Genomic DNA, 25,028 nt, shown 5'->3' on the forward strand with positions numbered 1-25,028 from the left:
CTCCTGGCTAATAGCCATGTTCTATCTAATTTAATTACACGTGCCTATAATCCTACCAGAAATACATCTCTCACTCAACATTAGAGGGGATTAGCCGCTCTGCTGAGAGTGTTTGACTAACTGTGCCTAGCTGTAACCCTTTTGCTTTGATTCCACGTATCATGGCCTTCAGAGCTTTGGAGGATGCGGCTGTGGGATGCATTAGGACTAGAGTGCCCGGTTCCGCTTTGCTTGTGATTTTGGCAACCACAGATTCAGGAGACGGATTACGCCAATCTACGGTATCCACGGTCCAAAGTACGGTTTTGAGCCCTAAACTGCCTGCAATTTCTACGGTCTCCTGATCGAAATCACCAGAAGGGGGAGCGAACCATTTATTAGTGACTCCAAGCGATTCCTTTAACAGCTTTTGTGTCTTCTCAATTTCTACAGTAGCTCGTGCACGACTTAAAGTACTCATATTAGGGTGGGTATAAGCGTGATTCTCCATCTCATGACCGCGTTTTAGCATTTCTTTAGCCAGTTCCGGGTTTTTACTCAGCCAGCTCCCATCCAGAAAAAACGTAACTTTAACGTTCTCTTCATCCAAAACATCCAACATTGGCACAATGTACTCATTTCCCCACGCCACATTAATCATCAGCGATACCATCGGCTTAGCCGGATTCCCACGATATATGGGTTCAGCTCCCAGTTGATTCAGGGATATCTGTGGTTCGATCTGCCGATACACAAATTTTATAGGTTCTTTTGGTGCCAAAAGAGCATTCCGATATGTACTCTCTACATCAATTTCAAGCCCGTTATAACCCGGAATCGCCTTCCATACCCGATCAACCACAGCATTCACTGGAGGGGCATTAAGCTTGGCTGCGGCGGTCTCAATCCGTGCCCGAAGATCATTGTTCTCCGCCTTAGAAATATCCTTCCACACAGCTAGGTCATCCTGCGGCTTCAATTGCGCAAGCATGTCCTTTACCGGTCCCTGAGTGCTGCCAATTCCTATCACGATCGCAATACAAGCAACCACTAAAGCCACTTTTTCCGTCTTCATGACGACTTCCTCCCCGGTAGAAACGACTTGTAGTCCGTTCCACACGAATACAAAGACACTTTGTCCCAATCTATGAGACAAGAGAGGAATTTATGTCATAAGAACAGAGGCCAGAGGCGTGATAGTGATGCACTTTACTTTATTTCATATAAAAAAAGAGCCAGAACGCAATCGCTTCTGTCTCCTTTTATTATGCTATTAGGTACTTTAGAAAAGGTACCTCTACAATCGAAACTTAAGCTTTAGCTCCAGTTTCCGAAGTCAATACCGCTTTACGCGACAGGTTAACCCGGCCTTGTTGGTCGATTTCGGTAACTTTAACGGTAATTGTATCCCCGACAGCTACAACATCTTCAACCTTAGCTACGCGCTCAGTAGACAATTGGGAAATGTGTACCAATCCGTCTTTACCCGGAATTAGTTCAACAAATGCTCCAAATTTCTCAATACGTCTAACTGTACCCACATAGATTTCTCCAACTTGTACTTCACGCACAAGTCCTTCGATAATCGAACGCGCCTTTTGGATCATTTCTTCATCTGAAGAACCGATAAAGACACGGCCATCTTGTTCGATGTCGATTTTTACGCCGGTTTCTTCAATAATTTTATTGATAATCTTACCACCAGCACCGATAACATCACGGATTTTGTCCGGATTGATGTTGATAATAATGATTTTTGGAGCATATTTGGACAGATTAGGTCTTGGCGCAGAGATCGCTTCATTCATTTTGTCCAAGATGAACAGACGGCCTTCTTTAGCCTGCTGAAGTGCATCCTGAAGAATTTTGCGGTCGATACCGGCAATCTTAATGTCCATTTGAATAGCTGTAACACCTTCTGCTGTACCAGCTACCTTGAAGTCCATATCTCCGAGATGATCTTCCATACCTTGAATATCCGTCAGGATGGAGACATGCTCTCCGTCTTTGATCAGACCCATTGCTACGCCGGCTACAGGTGCTTTGATTGGCACACCAGCGTCCATCATAGCCAGAATGCTGGCACAGATACTTGCCTGGGAAGTAGAACCGTTAGATTCAATCGCTTCTGATACTAGACGAATCGTGTACGGGAATTCAGTTTCACTAGGAATAACCTTGGATAATGCACGTTCTCCAAGTGCTCCATGACCGATTTCACGGCGTCCTGGTGCTCTAAGCGGACGAGCTTCCCCTACGCTGAACGGCGGGAAGTTGTAATGGTGCATGAAACGTTTCGTTTCAGTAGGATCGATTCCGTCAAGAATTTGCACATCACCTAGTGCCCCAAGAGTACAAACGCTAAGGATTTGTGTTTGTCCACGTGTAAACAGACCGGAACCGTGTGTACGCGGTAACAGACTTGTATCACATTCAATCGGACGGATTTCATCAAGTTTACGTCCATCTGGACGAACCTTATCATGTGTGATTAGACGTCTTACTTCATCCTTCACGATATCATGTAGGACTTCTTTAACATCTTTCAGAAGCTCCGGTGCTTCTATGTACTTCTCTACGAAATACGCAACCGCTTCATCATTAACGACATCAATCGCTTCCTGACGCGCATGTTTTTCAGCTATTTTAACGGCTTCCACCAGACGAGCCTCAGCAAATGCACGGACCTCAGTATTCACGTCAGCATTCACTGTATGCAGCTTCACAGCCATTTTTTCTTTACCAGCCACTTTAACCAGTTCTTCAATGGTTGCAACGATCTTGCGGATTTCATCATGACCGAACATAATCGCTTCGAGCATCACATCTTCCGTCACTTCGTTCGCTTCTGCTTCAACCATCATGATTGCATCCTTCGTTCCAGCAACCACCACATAAACATCACTGATTGCTTGCTGAGACATATCCGGATTGATCACAAACTCTCCATTAATCCGACCTACAGCAACGCCGCCGATGGGTCCATCAAAAGGCACATCGGAAATACTAAGTGCAGCTGAAGTACCGATCATAGCAGCAATATCTGGTGCGCAGTCCTGATCCACACTCATTACCATGTTCAATACCTGAACATCGTTACGGAATCCTTCAGGGAATAGTGGTCTGATTGGACGGTCTGTCAAACGACTGGACAGAATCGCTTTCTCACTCGGTCTACCTTCCCGTTTAATAAATCCGCCAGGAATTTTACCTACCGCATATAATCTTTCCTCATAGTTAACTGTAAGCGGGAAAAAATCCAGATCCTTAGGCTCTTTCGAAGCCGTAACGGTACATAATACCGAAGTATCCCCGTAACGCACCATAACGGCTGCGTTTGCTTGTTTAGCCAGGCGGCCCGTTTCCAGCACAAGGCGTCTTCCACCCAGCTGCATTTCTACACGTTTTTCCATAAATACCTCCTTGAATAGTAGTAGACCCGCAGTCTAAAATAGCAGGTTCACATATCGATCTAAATGAATTGGAAAGGCTTGTCCCAAAGGGAGGCTGCCTATTCTGTATGCATATAAGAAGAAACGGCTGGGCCTTACTGAAAAGTAAAGTCGCCGTTTTTGCGAATAATCTCATCGATCCTAATATTAAGTTTTCCCTAAATTTTCAAAAAGCAACCCAGCTGTCCCGCTGTCGCTCCGAGAAGGACATACGGTATACAACCAGGCTGCTTTAAGAGTAATCTTATGGAAAATTAACGACGCAATCCCAGTCTTTCGATCAGGGCGCTGTAACGTCTGATGTCTTTGTTTTTCAAATACGCCAGAAGTTTACGACGTTGTCCAACCATTTTCAACAATCCACGACGGGAGTGATGATCTTTCTTGTGCGTACGCAAGTGGTCAGTCAAATTAACGATGTTCTCCGTTAGGATAGCAACTTGCACCTCAGGGGATCCAGTATCGGATTCGTGAGTTTTGTGCTCGTCGATCAATTGATGTTTACGTTCTTGAGTTAATGCCATCCTGTTCACCTCCTTCAATATAATCGCCACTAGCCTCGTCACCGTCGGTGAGAACGTGCAACCAAGCTAAGGTTATGATGCTGTAAGCCAGCAACGTTACTTAGTATAGCATCTCCATTAACAAAAGTAAACGGCTTGTCCGGGATGACTATAAATTATACTCCAGAATCTTCTTCGCGGTTTCTGCATCCTCGCCAATCTGAGTAATCAATGCTCCAATGGAGTCAAACTTCCGTTCTGGACGAATGTAAGCTACCAATTCTACCTTAAGCTCTTGATCATACAGGTCACCCTCGAAGTCAAAAAGATGAACCTCAAAGCTCGGAGTTAACACACCCTCATGAAAGGTTGGTTTAACACCCACATTCATAACCCCGTACAGAACTTTATCCTTATAAAAGACTCGGACCGCATATACACCTTTGGTCGGAATGACAAAATGATCACTGAGCTTCAAATTGGCAGTTGGAAAACCAATTGTGCGGCCTCTCTTCTCACCATGCCCCACTTCACCACGCAGATGATAGCAACGTCCGAACCAGGAGTTTGCCAGCCCCAGATCTCCATTTTGGAGACTTTTACGAATGCCGGAGCTGCTAACCTTTTCACCTTCAAGCAGAAAAGGAGGAGCAACTTCCACATTCATAACACCTTCACCCAGTTTGCGAAGCATCTCAACATCGCCTTCACCTTGGTAGCCAAAGCGAAAGTCAAAGCCAACAACTGCTGTTACAATATGTAGCGGTAAAAGCATAACAGAGACAAAATTCTGTGGACTAACCCGGGAAAGCTGCTCATTAAATTCAACAACATACAGGATATCGACACCCATGCTGGCAAGAATCTCTTGCTTTTCAAAGGGTGGCGTCAAGTACCCTTCATAATCTCCCTTACCCATAACATCTTTGGGATGAGGATGAAATGTAAGGACTGCAGCCGGCACACCTTGTTTACGGGCTAAGGCTACAGCGGATGTAATGACGCTGGCATGTCCACGATGCAGGCCGTCAAACTGCCCTAGAGCAGCCACTTGAGGTTGTGCCCATTCGGCAGCAGTCTCCGGCGACATCGGATAGGTTAACGTTACGGTTCTCACGCTGTTTCTCACCTACAATTCACTTGGTAAAATTGATTTAAGCTTGTGCAAACACCTTTACTGGGGCAATAGCACCTGTCTCTTCCAGCTCATAAATGCCAAGAAACAATCCCTGAAGATCGTATAGCCGAATTTGACCTGTTGTCTTCACTTCTGGAGCAATGAACCGCGAAGACAAACGTTGCCCTTGCAGTGCTGCCTTCTTCTTCTCATCCATAACGGTATGCTTAGGCAAATGCGAAATTGCCTCATCAGCAGCGATTAAATGATCTTCCAATGTTCCGGCTTCCTTGTGCGCGGCAATATCCTCAAGGGATAAACAATGGCTGGCAGAAATTCCTGCCGACATTGTTCTCTCCAGCTTCACCATTACACCCGGCAGTCCAAGCGCACGACCGATATCTACACAAAGTGTACGAATATACGTGCCTTTGGAGCATAATACCCGGAAAGTGATGTCGGGATGATTACCTTCCCAAGTCATATCCGTCATTTCGATTTCATAAATCTCTACTTCGCGACTTTTCCGTTCAACGGTTTTGCCTTCTCTAGCCAATTCATAAAGACGTTTGCCGTCGACTTTCACCGCAGAGTACATGGGAGGAACCTGAGAAATTACGCCTTTGAAAGAGGCAAGTACTGCAAGAATCTCTTCCTCAGTTACATGAACCTCATCAACAGTTTCCGTAATGGTTCCAGTTAAGTCTTCAGTATCACTGGACATCCCCAGTCTCAGTGTTGCCACATATTCTTTGGGCAGCTCCTGAATATACTCCACAACGCGAGTCGCACGTCCCAGACAAAGCGGCAATACACCAGTCACTTGGGGATCTAGTGTCCCCGTATGACCAATTCGTTTCATGCCGAGAATCCGACGTGCCTTGGCTACAACATCATGTGAAGTGAAGCCTGCCGGTTTATAAACCGCCAGAACACCTTCTAATTCACTCATAAATGACGTCTTACCTCCTCAAGCACCTGAGCTATTGCCTCTTCAAGCGTAGCTTCTATACGCGCACCTGCAGCACGGGTATGACCGCCGCCTCCAAACGTTTGCGCCAATGCAGCCACGTCAACTTTACCGGCAGAACGCAGGCTAACCTTGACCGCATGTTCGTGAATAACTTTAAAAAGAATGCCTACTTCCACGCCCCGAATATTACGAGGGTAGTTTACGATTCCTTCCAAATCTTCATTAGCAGCAGCACATTCGATCATATGCTCGGGTGTAACATATAGCCAGGCAATATCTCCTTCAGGAGATAATTCCAGCGTATTTAAGGCTTTATTTAATATTTTAACCTGTGGCAGCGTCATTTCTTCAAGCAATGTCTCAGCGAGTTCAGGACCGTTAACCCCAAGGGATAATAGCTCAGATACAGCTGCCATTACTTTTGGTGATGTGTTGGTATAACGAAAACCACCGGTATCTGTTAACAGACCCGTATATATAGCTGTGGCGATATCAATATCCCATTCGATCTCGAATGTCTTCAGCAGGTCGAACAAAATTTCCGCTGTCGCAGCTGCATCCGGTTTGATTAAATTAACGAATCCATAACCGTTATTTGTTGGATGGTGATCAATGTTCAGGATAAGAGCCTCATTCGCAAAATAGCGATTTGTCAGCCCTACTCGCTGAAAATCCGCACAATCCACACAGATGACGTTGCTGTATTGACGGGGCGGTTCACTAGAGGCCATATTGATGATTTCATCCGAATGCCATAGGTATTCCATTCGCTTCGGGATCGGTCCTTCATTCAGCATAGTATATTTTTTGCCCAGACATGAGAGAAGCCAGCCCACCGCAAGGGTGGAGCTGACTGCATCTCCGTCCGGCTGAACATGCGACACTACAAGGTAATCGTCGTGTTCCAGCAGAAACTCACGGGTCTGCTGGAGACTTTGTTCATAGCTCTGCATTCGCCGTCTCCTTTTTAAAGGTTGTTCAAAATAGCATAACGCTATTTTGAACCCCACTTTAATCACTTATTTCTAATCGTTCTTATGAAGCTCTCCAAGAAGCTTCTCAATATGACTGCCATAAGCGACAGATTCGTCGAACTTGAAGATCAGCTCCGGTGTATGCCGAAGGCGAATGGCCTTGCCAAGCTCTGAGCGAAGAAAACCATTGGCTTTCTCAATCGCTTTAAGCGAGTCTGACTTCTGCTCTTCATCCCCGAACACGCTTAGGTATACCTTGGCTTGCGATAGATCGTTAGTCACGTCTACGCCAGTTACAGTTACAAAACCGATTCGAGGGTCTTTCAGACCGCTTTGGATAAGTTGACTAAGCTCTTTCTTGATCTGCTCGCCCACTCGTCCTGCTCTAATTTTAGACATCTATATTCACCTCTTCGCTTAGCGCTCTACAGTTTCCATAAGAAACGCTTCGATAATGTCGCCCTCTTGGACGTCATTATAGCGTTCCAAAGTTATGCCACATTCATAACCTTGCGCCACTTCTTTGGCATCATCTTTGAAACGTTTCAAAGTATCAACCTTACCTGTGAACACTACGATTCCGCTACGGATCAAGCGCATTTCAGCATTACGGGTAATTTTACCGGAAGTAACCATACATCCTGCAATGGTACCCACTTTGCTGATTTTGAACACGCTGCGAACTTCGGCGTGACCGATAACATTCTCTTTATAGATAGGATCGAGCATACCTTTCATGGCACTTTCGATTTCTTCAATTACATTGTAGATAATGTTGTGCAGACGAACATCTACTTTTTCTTGCTCAGCAGCTGCTTTGGTCTGTGCGTCTGGACGAACGTTAAAGCCGATAACGATAGCATTCGATGCTGCTGCAAGCGTAATATCGGATTCAGTAATCGCACCAGCACCGCTATGAATGATCTTCACGCGCACGCCTTCCACTTCGATCTTAGCCAAGGATCCTTTAAGCGCCTCGACTGAACCTTGTACGTCAGCTTTGATAATCACGTTAAGGTCTTTGATCTCGCCATCTTTAATGTGCTGGAACAGATCATCCAAAGTTACACGGGTGTTCGTATTCAGCTCAGATTGACGTTGGGAAGTAGAACGTCTATCAGCAATCGCACGCGCTTTACGCTCGTCTTCAAAAGCCATAAACGGATCGCCAGCTTGTGGCACCTCAGTCAAACCAGTAATTTCTACTGGAGTAGATGGTCCAGCTTCTTTGATCTTACGACCTTTATCATTGACCATCGCACGTACACGTCCGAAGCAGTTACCTGCTACAAAGGCATCGCCGACTTTCAACGTACCGTTCTGAACGAGTATACGAGCAACTGGTCCACGGGATTTATCAAGCTCAGCTTCTATAACAGTACCGCGTGCCCGTTTGTCAGGGTTCGCTTTGTACTCATTAACTTCAGCTACGAGCAGGATCATTTCCAGCAGTTCTTCCAAGTTAATACGTTGTTTCGCAGAGAGGTTAACGAAGATGGTATCTCCACCCCACTCTTCAGGAACAAGTTCATAACTTGTAAGCTCTTGCTTCACCTTATCAGGATCTGCACCCGGTTTGTCGATTTTATTAACAGCGACAATAATCGGAAGTCCAGCAGCCTTAGCGTGTGCAATAGCTTCAACGGTCTGAGGCATAACACCGTCATCAGCAGCTACTACGATAATTGTCATATCCGTAACCTGTGCACCACGAGCACGCATAGCAGTAAATGCTTCGTGACCAGGTGTATCAAGGAACGTGATTTTCTTTTGATTGATTTCGACTTGATAAGCACCGATGTGCTGAGTGATTCCGCCGGCTTCGCCTAGCGTCACATTGGTCGAACGAATAGCATCAAGTAGTGTAGTTTTACCATGGTCAACGTGACCCATAATAGTAACTACTGGAGGACGAGTCTGAAGATCCTCTTCATTGTCATTCTCTTCCACTGTTTCGAAGCTGTCCTCGTCAACAGGAATCTTCACTTCTACTTCTACGCCAAATTCAGCAGCGAGTAGCAAAATGGTGTCGATATCAAGTTCTTGGTTGATGGTAGCCATAACACCCATCGAAATCAGCTTTTTGATTACTTCAGAAGCATCCTTGTGAAGCAATTTCGCTGTTTCACCAACGGTCATGCTGCCACGAACGATGATTTTCTTAGGTGTGTTATCGATCTTCTCGCGGTGTACCATTGGCTGGTTCTTGCCACGGCCATTCTTACCACCACGACCGCGGTAGTTACCACCTTTACCATCATCGAAACGTCTTTGATTATTATTCGGTCTGCCACCAGTTGTGTTCTTTTTAGGACCTCTGTCATCACCGCGTGTGAAACCTCCGCCTGTGCCAGATTGACCTTGTGGACGGCTGTCAGTGCGTGGTGCACTGCTTTGTCCTTGCGGACGGCTGCCACTTGTGTTGCTGCCTTGTGGACGGCTTCCACCAGTGTTGCTGCCTTGTGGGCGGCTACCACCAGTATTGCTGCCTTGCGGACGGCTGCCACCAGTATTGCTACCTTGTGGACGGTTGCCGCCAGTATTACTGCTTTGCGGACGGCTGCCACCGGTATTGCTACCTTGTGGGCGATTGCCGCCAGTAGTGCTGCCTTGCGGGCGGCTGCTGCTAGTACTGTTAGTACGTGGAGCACCGCTTTGTTGCGGACGTGCATTCTGCGTTGAACCTGTTTGTGTTCTGCGGGAATCTTGTCCGCTTTGGGGCCTTGGGGACGTCGTCGATTGGTTGTTGTTTTGGTTACTGTTCATACCTACCTGCTTTTCCTGTTGATTTTTGTTGGCATTCTGAGCACTTTGAGGTTCGGCTGTTACCGCACCGGTTGTTACCGGCCGGCTGCTGGTGCCGGTATCCCGCTTGGCTGCAGCGTTTGATTTGATATCCTTAAAGAACTGTTCAACTTTGTTCACGGATCCATTCTCCATGACACTCATATGATTATTCACAGGGACATTCAAACGCTTCAGAATAGTAATAATTTCTTTACTGCTCATGTTTAGTGACTTGGCGTATTCGTACACGCGCAATTTATCTTTGTTCTCTTCTTTAGTCAATAAATCCACCTCCGACAGTATCTCCGAGTTGCTTGGAGATCATTTCCGCGAATCCTTTATCCGTAATGGCCAGTACTACACGCTGGTCTTTACCAATACTTGCACCGAGTTCATCCCGGTGAAATGCGATTACTAGTGGAATATCGTAAGTTCCGCATTTATCACGGAACTTTTTTTGGGTATTATCTGAAGCGTCACCTGCCAGAACGACCAGCTTCGCCTCTGAAGACCGTACAGCTTTGAGTACAGCCTCGTCACCGGTGACTATCTTGCCTGCTCTCATGGCAAGCCCTAAATAAGAAAGCGCCTTACTCATTATCCTCACTATCCTTTGCTGCTAGAAACTGCTCTTCCACGGAAGTAAACTCCCGGGCTAGCTGGGCGTAGATTTCAGGACTCACTTGACATTTCAATGCACGGTCAAGTGCTTTGTTCTTTTGTGCCAGCTGAAAGCATTCAAGCTTGCCGCATATGTAAGCACCACGGCCTGACTTCTTGCCCGTCAGATCAATCAGCACTTCACCTTCAGGCGTTCTTACCACACGAATCAGCTCTTTTTTAGGCATCATCTCTTGGGTAGCAACGCATTTACGCAGCGGCACCTTTTTTTGTTTCATAACAAACGCCTCCCGTCAAGCAGGTTAATTAATCTATGGAGACGGAATCCTGATGCATTTCATCAATAGAAGATTTCGGTCTGCCGTATTCCTGCTCCGCTTGAGTTTCACTCTTGATATCAATCTTCCAGCCGGTAAGTTTAGCGGCAAGACGTGCATTTTGCCCTTTAATACCAATAGCCAGTGACAATTGATAATCAGGAACGATAACTCTCGCCATCTTCTCCGCTTCAAAGACTTGAACTTCAAGAACCTTTGAAGGGCTAAGTGCATTCGCAACATATTCCTGCACCAGATCAGAATAACGGACGATATCGATCTTCTCACCGCGAAGCTCAGTAACGATGGTCTGAACGCGTGTGCCTCTTGGACCTACGCAAGAACCAACGGGATCTACTTCTGGATTGCGGGAATACACAGCAATCTTCGAGCGGAAGCCAGCTTCACGGGCTACAGAACGAATCTCAACTACACCGTCAAATATTTCAGGAACTTCAAGCTCGAACAGACGCTTCAGTAATCCAGGATGACTGCGGGAGAGCATAATCTGCGGACCTTTTGTTGTATTCTCAACTTTTGTGATATAAGCCTTGATGCGTTCGCTTTGTTTGAACTTTTCACCTGGCATCAATTCGCTAAGCGGAAGAACCGCTTCGATTTTACCAAGATCAATGTAAATGTTCCGCATATCTTGACGTTGAACTAGTCCAGTAACGATATCATCTTCTTTGTCGATAAAAGCATTATAGATAAGTCCACGCTCTGCCTCGCGAATTCGTTGAGTTACAACCTGCTTAGCAGTCTGTGCGGCAATACGTCCAAAATCACGCGGTGTCACTTCAAGCTCAGCGATATCTTCCAGCTGGAAATGCGGGTTAATTTCTCTGGCTGCCGGCAATGAGATTTCAGTCCTTGTATCCAGGACCTCCTCAACAATTAACTTGCGGGCAAACACTTTAATGACACCTGTATTGCGATTCATGTCAACACGCACGTTCTGTGCTGCATTGAAATTACGTTTATAACTAGAGATCAGCGCCGCTTCAATCGCTTCAAACAGCACATCTTTACTGATGCCTCTCTCCCTCTCCAGCTCATTCATTGCTTCAATAAACTCCATACTCATGAATTTCCGGCCCCCCTTTCAAGACGTTAAAAAATAATGGCCAATCTCGCACTTGCGACCTTGGCGTACGGTACTACATGTTCTTTTTTGCCCGCGGAGATGAGCAGTTCCTCGTTCTCGAACGAGAGCAAACGACCTTCAAATTCTTTGAGTCCTTGAATCGGCTCATAAACAGTCACATACACGTCCTTACCTACCGCTTTAGCTACATCCGCAGCTTTTTTGAGAGGACGCTCTGCTCCCGGCGAGGAAACCTCAAGGAAATATGCCTCAGGAATAGGATCATTCTCATCTAACTTCTGACTGAAATATTCGCTAATGATCCCGCAGTCATCAATATCAATGCCGCCTTCTTTATCTACGAATATACGCAGAAACCAATTGGAGCCTTCCTTCACGTATTCAACGTCCACCAGTTCGAAACCATTGTCGTCGAGATAGGGCCCGAGCATCTGCTCTACCGTTTGTTTAATTTTAGATTTGGGTGTGCTCAAAAGAAAATTACCTCCACGAACTTGTCTTTTGCTATATACCAAAGATAAAGAGTGGGTTTCCCCACTCTTTACACAACGGACTTATCTCATTATTACCAAAGAAATTATACCATAGGGAAACTGGACTGACAAGTGCTAGCCCTTGACTCCCCCTTTAGAGCACTCTTTTCTAGCCATGAAATAAGTGTTGTTAAAGCCTTTAAAATAGGGAAAGTTGATTGCTTTCCGGTAAGCCGCGGAAGCAGCCCATGCCGGTCAGCAGCTCAATAACCGTCTTACTTGCCTTTGATTTCTGCTGGAAATCTTCAATAGACAGGAACTCGCCAGCATCTTTCGCAGCAGCTATGTTGATAGCAGCATTCTCACCAATTCCCGCTAAAGCAGAAAACGGAGGAATCAAACTCTTGTCATCAACAATAAACTTATTCGCTTCTGAGCGGTAAAGATCAATGTTTTTGAATGTAAACCCACGTGCCGTCATCTCCAAAGCCATCTCAAGGACAGGCAACATAGCCTTTTCCTTAGGCAAAGCTTGAAATCCTTTTTGCTCAATCTCTACGATCTGACGGCTGATGGCTTCATACCCCTTACAGCACAATTCAATATCAAAATCTGCTGCACGTACAGAGAAATAAGTCGCATAATATTCAATAGGATGATACAGCTTGAAGTAGGCGGTACGTACTGCAGAAATTACGTATGCAGCAGCATGCGCCTTCGGGAACATGTATTGAATCTTTAGACAAGAATCAATATACCATTGTGGGACCTTGCACTTTTTCATTTCCTCGATCCATTCGTCAGACAAACCTTTACCTTTACGAACACTCTCGGTAATTTTAAAGGCCAAGCTCGCATCCATTCCCGCTTTATAAATTAAGAAGAGCATGATGTCATCACGGCAACCGATAACGGTCTTAATGTTACAAGTGTTATTCTTTATAAGCTCTTGAGCGTTACCAAGCCAAACTCCAGTACCATGAGACAAACCTGATATTTGCAGTAAGTCAGCAAAGCTGGACGGCTTCGACTCAATAAGCATTTGACGTACGAACTTGGTACCCATTTCGGGCACACCATAGGTCGCAACCGGTGATCTGATTTCGTCAGGTCTTACTCCAAGTGCATCTGTAGAGTTAAACATGCTCATTACTTTCGGATCATTCATCGGGATAGAAGTTGGATCAACACCTGTCAAATCCTGAAGCATCCGCATCATCGTCGGATCATCATGACCCAGAATATCAAGCTTCAGCAAATTCGCGTCAAAAGCGTGATAATCAAAGTGTGTGGTCTTCCATTCAGCATTGACATCATCCGCCGGGAATTGTACTGGCGTAATATCTTCTACCTCCATATAGTCTGGAACAACGACTATACCACCCGGATGCTGTCCCGTACTACGTTTAACGCCTGTACAGCCAGCCGCCAGACGGCCAACTTCAGCTCCACGCCAACGTTTCTGGTGAAGTTCTTCGTATTTTTTTGCAAATCCGAAGGCTGTCTTCTCAGCTACGGTACCAATCGTTCCGGCACGGAATACATTTTTCTCACCAAACATTTCTTTGGTAAAGTTATGTGCATTCGGCTGATATTCCCCTGAGAAGTTCAAGTCGATATCGGGGACTTTATCCCCTTTAAATCCAAGGAAGGTCTCGAACGGAATATCCTGGCCTTCACCTTTGAGCTTCTGACCGCAATCCGGGCAGACTTTATCTGGTAAATCGAATCCGCTCCGCACACTACCGTCCAGGAACCATTCATTATGGCGACACTCGGGGTTTAGGCAAATATAATGCGCAGGCAAAGGATTAACTTCTGAAATTCCTAGAAATGTAGCTACTACAGAAGAACCTACGGAACCCCGCGAGCCTACGAGATACCCATCCTGATTTGACTTTTTAACGAGACGTTCAGAAATCAAATAGTTGGCAGAGAACCCGTATTTAATAATCGGTGCAAGCTCTTTCTCCAAACGGGCAATAACTACCTCAGGCAGCTCTTCACCGTAAATGGATTTGGCAGTATTGTAGCAGGTCTCGCGAATTTCTTCGTCCGCCCCGTCAATAATTGGTGTAAATAGCTTATCTGGAAATAGCTCCAGTTCTTCAAAACGCTCCGCCAGCTCAACTGTATTTGTGACAACGACTTCCATCGCTTTTTCAGCACCAAGAAATTCGAATTCAGACAGCATTTCATCTGTTGTGCGGAAGTGTGCATCCGGTTTGCGTTGGTCTTTAAGCGGACTAAAGCCCGTGATCCCATTAATCGTAATATCACGATACAGCTTGTCCCGGGGTTCAAGATAATGTACATTCCCCGTTGCGATAACAGGTTTATTCAACTGTTCCCCTATTTCGCAAACCTTCCGGACTACATCGCGAAGCTCATCAGGGCCTGCTACAAAGCCCTTGTCCACCAAGTGCATGTACATGGTCAATGGCTGAATCTCCAGCACATCATAAAAATGAGCAACCTCCATGGCTTCCTCAGTCGTTTTGTTGAGTACTGCTTCAAAAAACTCTCCACGTTCACAACCCGAAATCACGAGCAGTCCATCTCTATGCTCTTCCAGCTTGGATTTCGGAATACAAGGTACACGTTTGAAATATTCCGTATGTGACATGGAAATGAGCTTATAGAGATTTTTTTTCCCTATTTGATTTAGTGCATAAATATTACAGTGGAACGGTCGTGTGTTCGAAAGATCATTACCCACATAATCGTTTAGTCGATCAAGGCGGGTCATGCCCTTCATCTTTTCAGCATCTGCGAGCAATCCTGTTAATATACCGCCGAGTGCTATGGTATCATCAATCGCACGGTGATGGCTTTCCAGAAGAACTTTATATTTATCGGCTAATGTGTTCAGCCTGTGATTCTTCATGCTTGGATATAGTAACCGCGCGAGCTCAAGCGTATCAAGAGATGGATTCGGAAGTACAGGTTCACCTATTTTACGTAACGAGGCCTGAATAAAACCCATATCAAATCTGGCGTTATGAGCTACAAGGATACTATCACCCACAAATTCAACAAACTTACGCAGTACTGGCTCAAGATCAGGAGCATCCTTAACCATTTCATCCGTAATATTGGTCAATTGCTGAATATGATAAGGGATTTTCTCATGCGGATTAACAAAAGTAGAATAACGGTCTACTTCTTTGCCTTCGCACATTTTAATGGCCGCCAGCTCCGTAATATTATTGCGGGTAATCGATAAACCCGTGGTTTCTATATCAAACACTACATAGGTAGCTGTCTTCAAGTCCAAAGGCTGAGCGTTCTCAACAATATTCACAGAGTCATTCACAACATTAGCTTCCACACCATAAATCATTTTTATCTTATGCTTATGAGCTGCATGGTTTGCATCAGGGAAAGCCTGAACGCCGCCATGATCAGAAATAGCAATCGCAGGATGCCCCCACTGGGCAGCTGTTTTGACATAGGTAGTGATCGGAGTGACCGCATCCATCGTACTCATCGTAGTGTGAAGGTGGAATTCCACCCGTTTCTTAGGAGCTGTATCTTTACGCGCAGGCGGTGCCTTAACTTCCGTTAAATCCGAAGGGATCATCACGAGCTCAGGAATCTGCATAAAACGGTCATATTCTACTTTCCCGCGTGCTCTTACCCATTTGCCATTGGCTAGCTGACTCATAACCTTCAGATCATCTTTAGTCTTCGCGAACATCTTCATTTGTAGAGAATCTGTAAAATCGGTCAGACTGAAAGTGAACAAGGTACTGCCATTGCGAAGCTCCTTACGATCCAGACCAAAAATGGTACCCTGAATTGTAATTTTCTTCTCTTCATCTTGAATTTCAAGAATCGGCACGGCCTGTTCCTTAATTTCATACCCCACTTGAAGCTTAATTACTTCATTAGGATCGCTATCATCAGCAGGAGCTTCTGTTTCCACAGCAGTCATCATCTGCTCAACGATCTCGCGTTGTTCTTGCTGAAGCTTTTGCTGAAATTCTTCGAATGCTTCAACATTATTATTTTCGTTCTCCGCCATTAGTAATTTAACCTTTAAGGAGAGACCGAAATACTTATCATAAAATTTAATAATTGCTCCATCGATGCTTTTTTTGCGAGCTAACTCCATCGAAGTGGAATCACTCATCGTTAACATTAAAGTATCCTCTTTAAGCTCCTGTGAGGAGCGGGTCAGCCAGCCGTTTACCGATGGAATCTCCCGATGTACCCACTCCAGAAACAGTCCCCAATATTCCTGGACAAGCTCCGCTCTGCTAACCTTCTCATCATATATGAACAAAAAGCTTACTTTAGCTATATGCTGTAGCTTCTCACGCATTCTAAGGCAAAATGTCCGATATACCTGTGCTGGAACCAGACTATCTTTCGCTATAACGATTTGCCAGTCCCGGTTGCCACGACTGATCTCAACACGTTCTATATACCCATCCAAAAAGTAGGGGTCCATGATTGCAGGTGGAATTTCACCCTGCTTCATCAAGAGCTCGAACCTTTTTCTTCTCTCCTGGTTTTGTTCCATGCTTTCCTCCCACCTTTAATAACCCAGTTAAAACTATCCATGATATACAGTGAAAGTACAATATGATAAGAAGAAACGATGTAGTCGACTTTTAAAGACGACAACTGTTTCTCGTAAAAATATAAGAATTTATAGCGAAAACCTATAAATTCTTATATTTTAAAAAGCTTCTGGTTTCAAAAAGCATTGGGTTCTTACGGCCCGCCGACTCCTCTCGCCAGAAGCTAAATTAAAATACTACAAGACTGTTGATCGGTGCCTAATGATTAATACGCCTTTGCAAAAACCACAGTATGCTTGGCTGGTTGGCCACAGCAAATGCAGACTTGCTTAGTCTCCGCTGGATCAAAAGGAATATTGCGGCTACCCGCACCTGTCTCTTCCTTAACTTTGGACTCGCATTCTTCGGAACCACACCATCCAGCTAGAGCAAATCCACGTTTTTCGTCCATCGAAGCTTTCATTTCCTCCAAGGAATCCACAGAATAGAAATGGTCCTCACGGAATTTCAGCGCACGTTCGAACATTTCATTGTGAACCTGTTCAAGCATTGTTTGAACCTCTTCTACGAGGTTTTCCTGTTGAATAACCTTCTTCTCACCGGTGACACGTGAGACGAGAACACAGACGCCATTCTCCATATCGCGTGGTCCAAGCTCCAAACGTACTGGCACTCCACGCATTTCATATTCATTAAACTTCCAGCCTGGGGTAACATCTGAACGATCATCTACACGTACACGAACGCCAGCATTCTTCAATTCCTTAAACAGCTCGTCCGTCCGCCCAATCACAGCTTCGCGGGTCTTAGGAGGTCCGATAGGAATCATAATAACTTGCGTTGGAGCTACCTTAGGCGGCAGAACAAGACCGCGGTCATCTCCATGTACCATAATCAAGGAGCCAATCAAGCGAGTGGTTGAGCCCCATGAAGTAGTGTGTACATACTCCAAATTATTGTCACGGCTTAAATATTGAATCTCAAAAGCTGTGGCAAACTTGGTGCCAAGGTAATGTGAAGTAGCAGCCTGAACAGCGCGTCCATCCTTCATCATCGCTTCAATAGAATACGTATCTACCGCACCGGCAAAACGCTCGGAAGGTGTCTTTTGTCCGGTAATAACCGGAATGGCAAGATAGGTCTCGACAAAATCACGGTAGTTATCCAGCATCCGCATAGTTTCTTCACGAGCTTCCGCTTCATTCTCATGCGCGGTATGCCCTTCTTGCCAAAGAAACTCAGTAGTGCGGATAAATGGCAATGTACGTTTCTCCCAACGAACCACGTTCGCCCATTGATTGATAAGTACAGGAAGGTCACGATAAGATTGAATCCATTTGGAGTACATGTGGCCAAACATGGTCTCTGAAGTAGGACGAACTGCGAGACGTTCCTCAAGTACATCACCACCCGCTTCTGTTACCCATGGCAGCTCTGGATTAAAGCCTTCAATGTGATCCTTTTCCTTCTGAAAGAAACTCTCTGGAATGAACACTGGAAAATAAGCGTTTCGATGCCCAGTTTCCTTGAGGCGACGGTTCATTTCCTCCTGAATATGCTCCCATATTTCATAGCCTTCTGGCTTAAATACAATACAGCCACGAACAGGAGAGTAATCCATCAAGTCTCCTTTTTTAATAACATCAATATACCAGCGTGAGAAATCCTCGCTTTGCGGCGTGATTTCCGTAACGAATTGTTTATCTTTTGCCATGTAATGGAATGCCTCCCGAAGAAAATTAGCCGCTGATCAAACGTAAAATATCATTATACGTAACAGCAATCATTAATAAAAATAGCAGTGCAAAACCTACAAAGTGAACCATGCCTTCATGACCCGGATCCACAGGTTTGCCACGCAGTGCCTCTACACCTAGGAATGCCAGACGGCTTCCATCGAGTGCCGGAATCGGCAAGAGGTTAAATATCCCCAGATATAGACTCAAAATAGCGGCCCAGTATGTAAGATACTGAATACCTTGTTGAGCAATTTGACCGGTTACTTCAAACGTACGAACCGGACCTCCAATATCATCCATATTGAATTTATTGATCAATTGTTTAAAGCCCAAAAAGATAGCTTCTGTCGTATCGACCATAGCTTTTCCTGAACCTGTTATCGTCTCGCCAAAACCAGCTTTACGAGTAGGCAGCTCAGGAGTGATGCCTATTTTACCGCCTTCTTGCCCTTCCATACTACGAGGAACTAGCGTAACGTTAAGGGTTTCCTCTCCCCGCTGCAGCGTCCAGTTCATTTCTTTCCCTTTGGACTCCGAGGTCAAGCTAATCATTTTTTGGTAATCAGCACCGATCTTCTCACCATTGATGGAGACAATGATGTCGCCCTTTTGGAGTCCTGCTTCTTGCGCAGGCATTCCTTCGGAGACGTCGCCAATCTTAACAAAAGTAGGATTTTCAACTTGAATACCGACCATTTGCAAATGGATGGCGAAGAGTACAAAGGCTAACAGAAAGTTCATCACAGGACCCGCAACAATAGCCAACGCACGCTGACCCACGGTCTTGCTGCCGAATTGACGATCTTTAGGTGCAATTTGTGTCTGTTGCGTTCCTTTAATCATCATCGCTTGCGGATGAACATCATAAGTTGTAACTTCTCCGTCCACATCTAAGGTAATCTGCAATTTATCCTCGAGATCGGTATTCAGCGCCTCACCACGGATAACATTTCTACGGGTGTCTAGTGCATCCAGATAAATGTTTTTAACTTTATTGTCTTGTCCGAGCCTTACCGCAATGGTCTGTCCAGAACCTATCTCGACAATCTCAGGATCTTCACCAGCCATACGGGCATAACCGCCAAAAGGCAGTAAGCGAAGAGTGAACTGAGTCTCATTCCGTTTATAAGAAAACAGTTTCGGACCGAAACCGATAGCAAATTCCCTCACGAGAATACCGGCGCGTTTGGCAAAATAATAGTGACCCCATTCGTGTACAGTCACAAGTACAAAAAACATGAGCACCGTTAAAAAAACGACCTGAACCATTTCCAAACGTATCATCCCCCTTTAGGTGTAAGACCGAAGTATGTCCTCTTAATTTATCATTATTCTCCGATCAGGCACAAGAGAATCAACTGTCCCAACCTATTTTTAGGGCAAAGTAAGTATTTCCAGTCAAGCAATAACACCATCGGTGTCCCTTAAGGAGTCGGTACGCGTTTACGCGAGAAATATAAGGATAATGTATAAAGTGAAACTTATACTTTCTTATATTTTGAAAAGGAGATCTTTCAACGTTCTACAGCGTAGCTGCCAGTTCTCGAACACGTCTATCACAGGATTCAATTTGTTCCAGATTCGGATTATGCTCGTTATTATGACGATCTAGCACTTCTCCGATTATCTCCTCAATACGCAGGAACGAGATCTCATGACTCAAGAATCGAGCAACAGCTATTTCGTTCGCAGCATTAAAAGCTGTAGTCGCCGTTCCACCAGCTTTTCCACAATCTATCGCTAGCTTCAGTGCAGGGTAACGTTCAAAGTCCATTTCACGGAAGGTCAAACGTCCTATCTCAGCTAACGACAAACGCTGAGCCGGAGATTCCCAACGAGCTGGATAAGTAAGTGCATATTGAATCGGGACACGCATATCGGGATTGCCAAGCTGGGCAATAATACTGCTGTCACGGAATTCAACATATGAGTGAATGATGCTCTCCGGGTGCAGCAGCACATTCACTTGTTCATACGGAAGACCGAATAACCAATGTGCTTCAATAACCTCTAGGCCCTTGTTCACCATTGTAGCAGAATCTATCGTTATTTTCGCGCCCATGCTCCAATTCGGATGACGAAGCGCATCTTTTACCGTCACATCCTTAAGCTGATCACGCGTAAAGTCACGGAATGAGCCGCCGGATGCTGTTAAAGTAATGTAGGCAATATCTGAGATGTTCTCACCATTGAGACATTGATAAATAGCTGAATGCTCACTATCAATCGGCAACAGCTTAACTCCCTTACGATTAGCAAGATCAGTGACCAAATGTCCGGCCGTTACTAATGTCTCCTTATTGGCGAGTCCAATATGTTTGCCAGCTTCAATTGCCGCTAGTGTTGATTGAAGCCCTACGCTTCCCATAACAGCCGTTACGACCATTTCGGCATCGCCGCCAGCCGCCACTTCAACAAGCCCTTCATTCCCGCTGTAAAGCTCTATACCAGAAGGTAGGCTGGATCTAATCTCATCTGCCAGCTCTTTCGTTGCCACAGAGACTCTACGCGGGTTAAAACGACGAACTTGCTCCAGTAATAATGCTGTATTTGTTCCGGCCGCCAAGCCATCTACTTCAAAAGAGTCTGGGTGCATTGCGATGACATCTAGAGTCTGAGTGCCGATCGAACCCGTCGAACCTAGAACACTTATTTTTTTCATAGTTATACTCTCTCTCCCTTCGTTTAATAGTAAGGCATAAGCATTACAATATGTACGAATGGAAATACGATAATCCAGCTGTCACATCGATCAAGAATACCGCCATGCCCTGGCAAAAGTGTACCTGAGTCTTTAATGCCATACGCACGTTTATAAGCTGACTGCACAAGATCTCCAAGCTGTCCTAATATCGCACAAGAAAGCCCAATAAGCAATGCTCGTCCTATCGTCAAGTGTTCAGGAGCAAGCAGCGCAAACACGATAGAAATAAGCATCGAGATCAGTACCCCGCCAACAGCACCTTCCACCGTTTTGTTAGGACTGATGGCCGGCCAGAGCTTGTTCTTGCCAAAGCTTCTGCCTACAAAATATGCCCCCGCATCACTGCCCCAAATGCAGAACAGGAGCAAAAAAGTCCAGAACAAACCATGTCCGTCATCCGATGCACGAGCCACGGCCATATAAGAGAAGCCCATTCCAATGTATACAATACCAGTAAACAGCAAGGCTGTTACTCGAATATCTAATTTATTTTTAGTAAAAACGGTGACCAGAAGGAACAATAACAGCAGAATCCAAATCCCTTGCTCCCAGGACAACGGCTCATTAACACCAAGCAAATTCCATGGGATCATGAAGCTTAGAATAGCTGCGTAACCCAGAACAGTAGTACCGGAAAGCGTAGGAATACCTATCATTTTGACAAATTCATAAAAACCTATAAGAGCCATAGCAATAAGCAGAACCTGATACGGCCAGTTTCCCAGTACACATAACCCTAAAAATAATACTCCGGCAACAATTCCGGTAATCAATCGCTGCTTCAAAGGTTCCATCTCCTAACAAGCTACTTCAGTCCACCATAACGGCGTGTTCGTCGTTGATATTCAGCAACGGCCTGATGCAAATGCTCTTTGTCGAACTCAGGCCAGTACACATCAGTAAACCACAGTTCACTATAGGCAACCTGCCATAACATAAAATTGCTAAGCCGAATTTCTCCGCTTGTACGTATCAGCAAATCAGGATCGGGTAAACCAGCAGTTAATAGTCTGTTGTTAATCAACTCTGATGTAATTTCTTCTGGCGACAATATACCAGCTTGGATATCTTTCCCTAAACTGCGCATACAGCCTTCTATTTCATTGCGTCCGCCATAGTTAAGAGCAAAATTTAAGATCAATCCAGTATTCTCTTTTGTTCGAGCTACCGCCTCTTCCATAGCCTTACGGGTATATGAAGGTAAAGCGTCAGCGTCACCCATCATGCGTACTTGAACATTCTTCTCGATTAGCTCATCAAGCTCAATCGCCAGAAACTCCCCAGGCAAACGCATCAAGTAATCGACTTCTTCTTTCGGGCGTATCCAGTTTTCTGTCGAGAACGCATACATCGTTAAGTATTTAATACCTAATTCGTCTGCAGCGATCGTAGCACGTTTGACAGCCTTCATGCCGTTCTGATGACCCATAACGCGCGGTAAGCCGCGCCGTTTAGCCCAGCGTCCATTACCATCCATTATCACAGCCACATGCCGGGGAATGTTATCCGGTGAAATCTCGACTGACTGTTGCCTGTCTTTACGGCTCAGCCACGCTTGAATCCGTTTGATCATTTCCGTTTCCTCCAAGCTCTTATCAGAAAGAGACAAACCCCACCATTAACGGAGGGGCCTTAAGTCTCTTGAATATCATTAAACTTCCATAATCTCTTTTTCTTTGGAAACAAGCACTTTGTCAACTTCGGCTATGAACTTATCCGTTGTTTTTTGAATGTCTTCCTGATGTCCACGGGACTCATCTTCAGAGATACCGTTTTTCTCCATCTTTTTAATATCATCGTTGGCATCACGGCGAATGTTGCGGATCGCAACTTTCGCTTCTTCACCAAACTTTTTAGTCAGCTTAACCAAGTCCGTCCGACGCTCTTCAGTCAGCGGAGGGATAGAAAGACGAATAATGGTGCCGTCATTGGCAGGTGTCAATCCGATATCGGATTTCATGATCGCCCGTTCAATATCAGACATCGATGTTTTGTCCCACGGCTGAATCAACAGTGTCCGGGAATCCGGAGTACTAATGTTGGCCAGCTGATTAATTGGAGTAGGTGCCCCGTAATATTCAACTTGAATACGATCGAGAAGCGATGTTGTTGCACGTCCTGCACGTAATGTCGCCAAGTCACGTTTCAGCGATGAAATCGCTTTTTCCATACGCTCTTCAGCATTTTTTTTGACCGATTGTGGCATTAATCTACACTCCCTTTAACAATCGTTCCGATCTTCTCACCGAGAACGACACGTTTGATATTGCCTTGTTCTGTAATGGCAAATACAATGAGCGGTATATTGTTATCCATGCATAAAGATGAAGCTGTTGAATCCATAACACCGAGGTTTTTGTTCAGAACATCCATATAAGTAAGCTGTTCGAATTTCTCAGCGGTACTATCTTTGAACGGATCAGCAGAATATACTCCATCAACCTTATTTTTCGCCATCAGAATAACTTCTGCTTCGATCTCTGCCGCTCTAAGCGCTGCAGTAGTATCTGTTGAGAAGAATGGGTTACCTGTGCCTGCTGCAAAAATAACAACACGACCCTTCTCCAAGTGGCGAATCGCACGACGACGAATGTATGGTTCAGCAATTTGCTGCATCGAGATCGAAGTCTGTACTCTTGTTGGCACATCGATTTGCTCCAATGCATCCTGCAGTGCAAGTGAGTTCATTACTGTTGCCAGCATGCCCATATAATCTGCAGTAGCGCGATCTATGCCGCTTGCGCTGCCCGCGATCCCGCGCCAAATGTTCCCCCCGCCACAAACAATCGCAACCTGAACGCCAAGTTCTACAACTTCCTTGATCTGTTCAGCGATGGAAATAATCATGTCGGCATCAATACCATATCCGTTTTGTCCTGCCAAAGACTCTCCACTTACCTTAAGGACTACTCTCTTAAATACCGGCTGTTCCAAATGTATACCCTCACTTTCTGCAAAAGACGGAACACTACGTGTACGTGTTCCGCTCTTCTGATGCTTGCCTTTATTCAATTCTTCACATTTATGATGAAACTATTATTGATTAACTTGTGCCATAACTTCTTCAACAAAGTTATCCACTTTCTTTTCCAAACCTTCGCCAAGTTCAAAACGAGCAAAACGACGGATCGAGATGTTTTCTCCGATGGTGCTGATTTTTTCATTCAACAATTGGGAGATTGTTTTGTCAGGGTCTTTAACGAAAGTTTGCTCAAGCAAGCAATATTCTTCGTAATATTTACCAATACGTCCTTCAACCATTTTTTCAATGATTTTCTCAGGCTTACCTTCGTTCAAAGCTTGAGCTTTCAGGATTTCTTTTTCTTTCTCAACATCTTCTTGTGGAACTTCTTCACGACGAACATAACGTGGGTTTGCTGCAGCGATTTGCATAGCGATATCGCGAGCAAATTCCTTGAAGGAATCTGTTTTACCAACAAAGTCAGTTTCGCAGTTGATTTCTACAAGTACACCAATACGGCCGCCAGCGTGGATGTAAGATTCTACAACGCCTTCAGTAGCAATACGTCCTGCTTTGTTCGCTGCTGCAGACAGACCTTTTTCACGAAGCAATTCTGCTGCTTTAGTGATATCGTTATTAGCTTCTTCAAGCGCTTTTTTACAATCAAGCATACCAGCGCCTGTTCTTTCACGAAGTTCTTTTACTGCTTTTGCATCAACTGCCATTGTTTATTCCCTCCAGGTAATTGTCGTTTTCTTACATTATTCAAGGCCTTTATCCTAAAAAAAGG

The 25,028-nt window shown here is 45.1% G+C and carries 21 protein-coding genes; all 21 read right to left on the bottom strand.

All coding sequences use genetic code 11. The features are described from left to right. Positions 1-70: 70 nt before the first annotated feature. The 21 genes from NST25_RS18640 to tsf all read right to left on the bottom strand — a co-directional run bounded on the left by NST25_RS18640 (position 71) and on the right by tsf (position 24,963). Positions 71-1,054: a polysaccharide deacetylase family protein gene (locus tag NST25_RS18640; RefSeq protein WP_076182607.1), complete on the bottom strand. Its 984-nt coding sequence runs from the start codon at positions 1,052-1,054 to the stop codon at positions 71-73. Between the two features lie 235 nt (positions 1,055-1,289). After that, positions 1,290-3,392 (bottom strand): polyribonucleotide nucleotidyltransferase, encoded by a 2,103-nt coding sequence (gene pnp / locus NST25_RS18645; RefSeq protein ID WP_076127850.1) that lies wholly within the window; start codon positions 3,390-3,392, stop codon positions 1,290-1,292. Positions 3,393-3,685: 293 nt separating this feature from the next. After that, complete coding sequence (gene rpsO / locus NST25_RS18650) at positions 3,686-3,955, bottom strand: 30S ribosomal protein S15 (protein ID WP_036656390.1); 270 nt, start codon at positions 3,953-3,955, stop codon at positions 3,686-3,688. A 148-nt stretch (positions 3,956-4,103) separates the two neighbouring features. After that, positions 4,104-5,051: a bifunctional riboflavin kinase/FAD synthetase gene (locus tag NST25_RS18655; RefSeq protein WP_076127848.1), complete on the bottom strand. Its 948-nt coding sequence runs from the start codon at positions 5,049-5,051 to the stop codon at positions 4,104-4,106. 37 nt (positions 5,052-5,088) lie between these two features. Next, positions 5,089-6,003 carry a tRNA pseudouridine(55) synthase TruB gene (gene truB, locus NST25_RS18660; protein WP_076127847.1) on the bottom strand — a complete coding sequence of 305 codons (915 nt, stop codon included), beginning with the start codon at positions 6,001-6,003 and terminating at the stop codon, positions 5,089-5,091. Continuing rightward, positions 6,000-6,977 carry a bifunctional oligoribonuclease/PAP phosphatase NrnA gene (locus NST25_RS18665; protein ID WP_076106341.1) on the bottom strand — a complete coding sequence of 326 codons (978 nt, stop codon included), beginning with the start codon at positions 6,975-6,977 and terminating at the stop codon, positions 6,000-6,002. Before NST25_RS18665 ends, truB begins: the two co-directional genes overlap by 4 nt. A gap of 72 nt (positions 6,978-7,049) precedes the next feature. Further along, on the bottom strand, positions 7,050-7,397 hold the full coding sequence (gene rbfA, locus NST25_RS18670; protein ID WP_076127845.1) for a 30S ribosome-binding factor RbfA: 348 nt from the start codon (positions 7,395-7,397) through the stop codon (positions 7,050-7,052). Positions 7,398-7,415: 18 nt separating this feature from the next. Continuing rightward, positions 7,416-10,067: a translation initiation factor IF-2 gene (infB, locus tag NST25_RS18675; RefSeq protein WP_076309717.1), complete on the bottom strand. Its 2,652-nt coding sequence runs from the start codon at positions 10,065-10,067 to the stop codon at positions 7,416-7,418. Further along, on the bottom strand, positions 10,060-10,383 hold the full coding sequence (locus NST25_RS18680; protein ID WP_036688466.1) for a YlxQ family RNA-binding protein: 324 nt from the start codon (positions 10,381-10,383) through the stop codon (positions 10,060-10,062). Before NST25_RS18680 ends, infB begins: the two co-directional genes overlap by 8 nt. Further along, positions 10,376-10,684 carry a YlxR family protein gene (locus NST25_RS18685; protein WP_036688467.1) on the bottom strand — a complete coding sequence of 103 codons (309 nt, stop codon included), beginning with the start codon at positions 10,682-10,684 and terminating at the stop codon, positions 10,376-10,378. Before NST25_RS18685 ends, NST25_RS18680 begins: the two co-directional genes overlap by 8 nt. Before the next feature lie 28 nt (positions 10,685-10,712). Continuing rightward, the gene (nusA, locus tag NST25_RS18690) at positions 10,713-11,810 is read right to left on the bottom strand and encodes a transcription termination factor NusA (protein WP_036688470.1); all 1,098 of its coding nucleotides are present in this window, start codon (positions 11,808-11,810) and stop codon (positions 10,713-10,715) included. A 26-nt stretch (positions 11,811-11,836) separates the two neighbouring features. Next, positions 11,837-12,304, bottom strand: coding sequence for a ribosome maturation factor RimP (rimP, locus tag NST25_RS18695; RefSeq protein WP_076127842.1), 468 nt, complete (start codon positions 12,302-12,304; stop codon positions 11,837-11,839). Between the two features lie 199 nt (positions 12,305-12,503). Beyond that, positions 12,504-16,832, bottom strand: coding sequence for a PolC-type DNA polymerase III (locus tag NST25_RS18700; protein ID WP_076301622.1), 4,329 nt, complete (start codon positions 16,830-16,832; stop codon positions 12,504-12,506). A gap of 266 nt (positions 16,833-17,098) precedes the next feature. Continuing rightward, positions 17,099-18,547 carry a proline--tRNA ligase gene (gene proS, locus NST25_RS18705; RefSeq protein WP_036688477.1) on the bottom strand — a complete coding sequence of 483 codons (1,449 nt, stop codon included), beginning with the start codon at positions 18,545-18,547 and terminating at the stop codon, positions 17,099-17,101. Between the two features lie 25 nt (positions 18,548-18,572). Then, complete coding sequence (gene rseP / locus NST25_RS18710) at positions 18,573-19,847, bottom strand: RIP metalloprotease RseP (RefSeq protein ID WP_076127839.1); 1,275 nt, start codon at positions 19,845-19,847, stop codon at positions 18,573-18,575. Positions 19,848-20,094: 247 nt separating this feature from the next. Continuing rightward, positions 20,095-21,234, bottom strand: coding sequence for a 1-deoxy-D-xylulose-5-phosphate reductoisomerase (locus tag NST25_RS18715; RefSeq protein ID WP_340033262.1), 1,140 nt, complete (start codon positions 21,232-21,234; stop codon positions 20,095-20,097). A gap of 23 nt (positions 21,235-21,257) precedes the next feature. Continuing rightward, positions 21,258-22,061, bottom strand: coding sequence for a phosphatidate cytidylyltransferase (locus tag NST25_RS18720; RefSeq protein WP_076127836.1), 804 nt, complete (start codon positions 22,059-22,061; stop codon positions 21,258-21,260). A 20-nt stretch (positions 22,062-22,081) separates the two neighbouring features. Continuing rightward, the gene (locus NST25_RS18725) at positions 22,082-22,849 is read right to left on the bottom strand and encodes an isoprenyl transferase (protein WP_076127834.1); all 768 of its coding nucleotides are present in this window, start codon (positions 22,847-22,849) and stop codon (positions 22,082-22,084) included. 78 nt (positions 22,850-22,927) lie between these two features. Then, positions 22,928-23,482 (bottom strand): ribosome recycling factor, encoded by a 555-nt coding sequence (gene frr, locus NST25_RS18730; protein ID WP_076127832.1) that lies wholly within the window; start codon positions 23,480-23,482, stop codon positions 22,928-22,930. Further along, positions 23,482-24,210 (bottom strand): UMP kinase, encoded by a 729-nt coding sequence (gene pyrH, locus NST25_RS18735; RefSeq protein ID WP_036688491.1) that lies wholly within the window; start codon positions 24,208-24,210, stop codon positions 23,482-23,484. The genes frr and pyrH overlap by 1 nt, the downstream gene beginning before the upstream one ends. A 102-nt stretch (positions 24,211-24,312) precedes the next feature. Further along, the gene (tsf, locus tag NST25_RS18740) at positions 24,313-24,963 is read right to left on the bottom strand and encodes a translation elongation factor Ts (RefSeq protein ID WP_036688492.1); all 651 of its coding nucleotides are present in this window, start codon (positions 24,961-24,963) and stop codon (positions 24,313-24,315) included. Between the last annotated feature and the right edge of the window lie 65 nt (positions 24,964-25,028).

It is taken from the genome of Paenibacillus sp. FSL E2-0190 (assembly GCF_037992965.1).
Taxonomy (GTDB): domain Bacteria; phylum Bacillota; class Bacilli; order Paenibacillales; family Paenibacillaceae; genus Paenibacillus_AQ; species Paenibacillus_AQ odorifer.

Coding starts and splice junctions, on each gene's coding strand:
- rbfA (WP_076127845.1), bottom strand. CDS start 7,397: ATGTCTAAAATTAGAGCAGGACGAGTGGGCGAGCAGATCAAGAAAGAG.
- NST25_RS18715 (WP_340033262.1), bottom strand. CDS start 21,234: ATGAAAAAAATAAGTGTTCTAGGTTCGACGGGTTCGATCGGCACTCAG.
- NST25_RS18680 (WP_036688466.1), bottom strand. CDS start 10,383: ATGAGTAAGGCGCTTTCTTATTTAGGGCTTGCCATGAGAGCAGGCAAG.
- truB (WP_076127847.1), bottom strand. CDS start 6,003: ATGAGTGAATTAGAAGGTGTTCTGGCGGTTTATAAACCGGCAGGCTTC.
- rpsO (WP_036656390.1), bottom strand. CDS start 3,955: ATGGCATTAACTCAAGAACGTAAACATCAATTGATCGACGAGCACAAA.
- NST25_RS18665 (WP_076106341.1), bottom strand. CDS start 6,977: ATGCAGAGCTATGAACAAAGTCTCCAGCAGACCCGTGAGTTTCTGCTG.
- NST25_RS18685 (WP_036688467.1), bottom strand. CDS start 10,684: ATGAAACAAAAAAAGGTGCCGCTGCGTAAATGCGTTGCTACCCAAGAG.
- pnp (WP_076127850.1), bottom strand. CDS start 3,392: ATGGAAAAACGTGTAGAAATGCAGCTGGGTGGAAGACGCCTTGTGCTG.
- nusA (WP_036688470.1), bottom strand. CDS start 11,810: ATGAGTATGGAGTTTATTGAAGCAATGAATGAGCTGGAGAGGGAGAGA.
- tsf (WP_036688492.1), bottom strand. CDS start 24,963: ATGGCAGTTGATGCAAAAGCAGTAAAAGAACTTCGTGAAAGAACAGGC.
- NST25_RS18725 (WP_076127834.1), bottom strand. CDS start 22,849: ATGATCAAACGGATTCAAGCGTGGCTGAGCCGTAAAGACAGGCAACAG.
- NST25_RS18640 (WP_076182607.1), bottom strand. CDS start 1,054: ATGAAGACGGAAAAAGTGGCTTTAGTGGTTGCTTGTATTGCGATCGTG.
- proS (WP_036688477.1), bottom strand. CDS start 18,547: ATGGCAAAAGATAAACAATTCGTTACGGAAATCACGCCGCAAAGCGAG.
- frr (WP_076127832.1), bottom strand. CDS start 23,482: ATGCCACAATCGGTCAAAAAAAATGCTGAAGAGCGTATGGAAAAAGCG.
- NST25_RS18700 (WP_076301622.1), bottom strand. CDS start 16,832: ATGGAACAAAACCAGGAGAGAAGAAAAAGGTTCGAGCTCTTGATGAAG.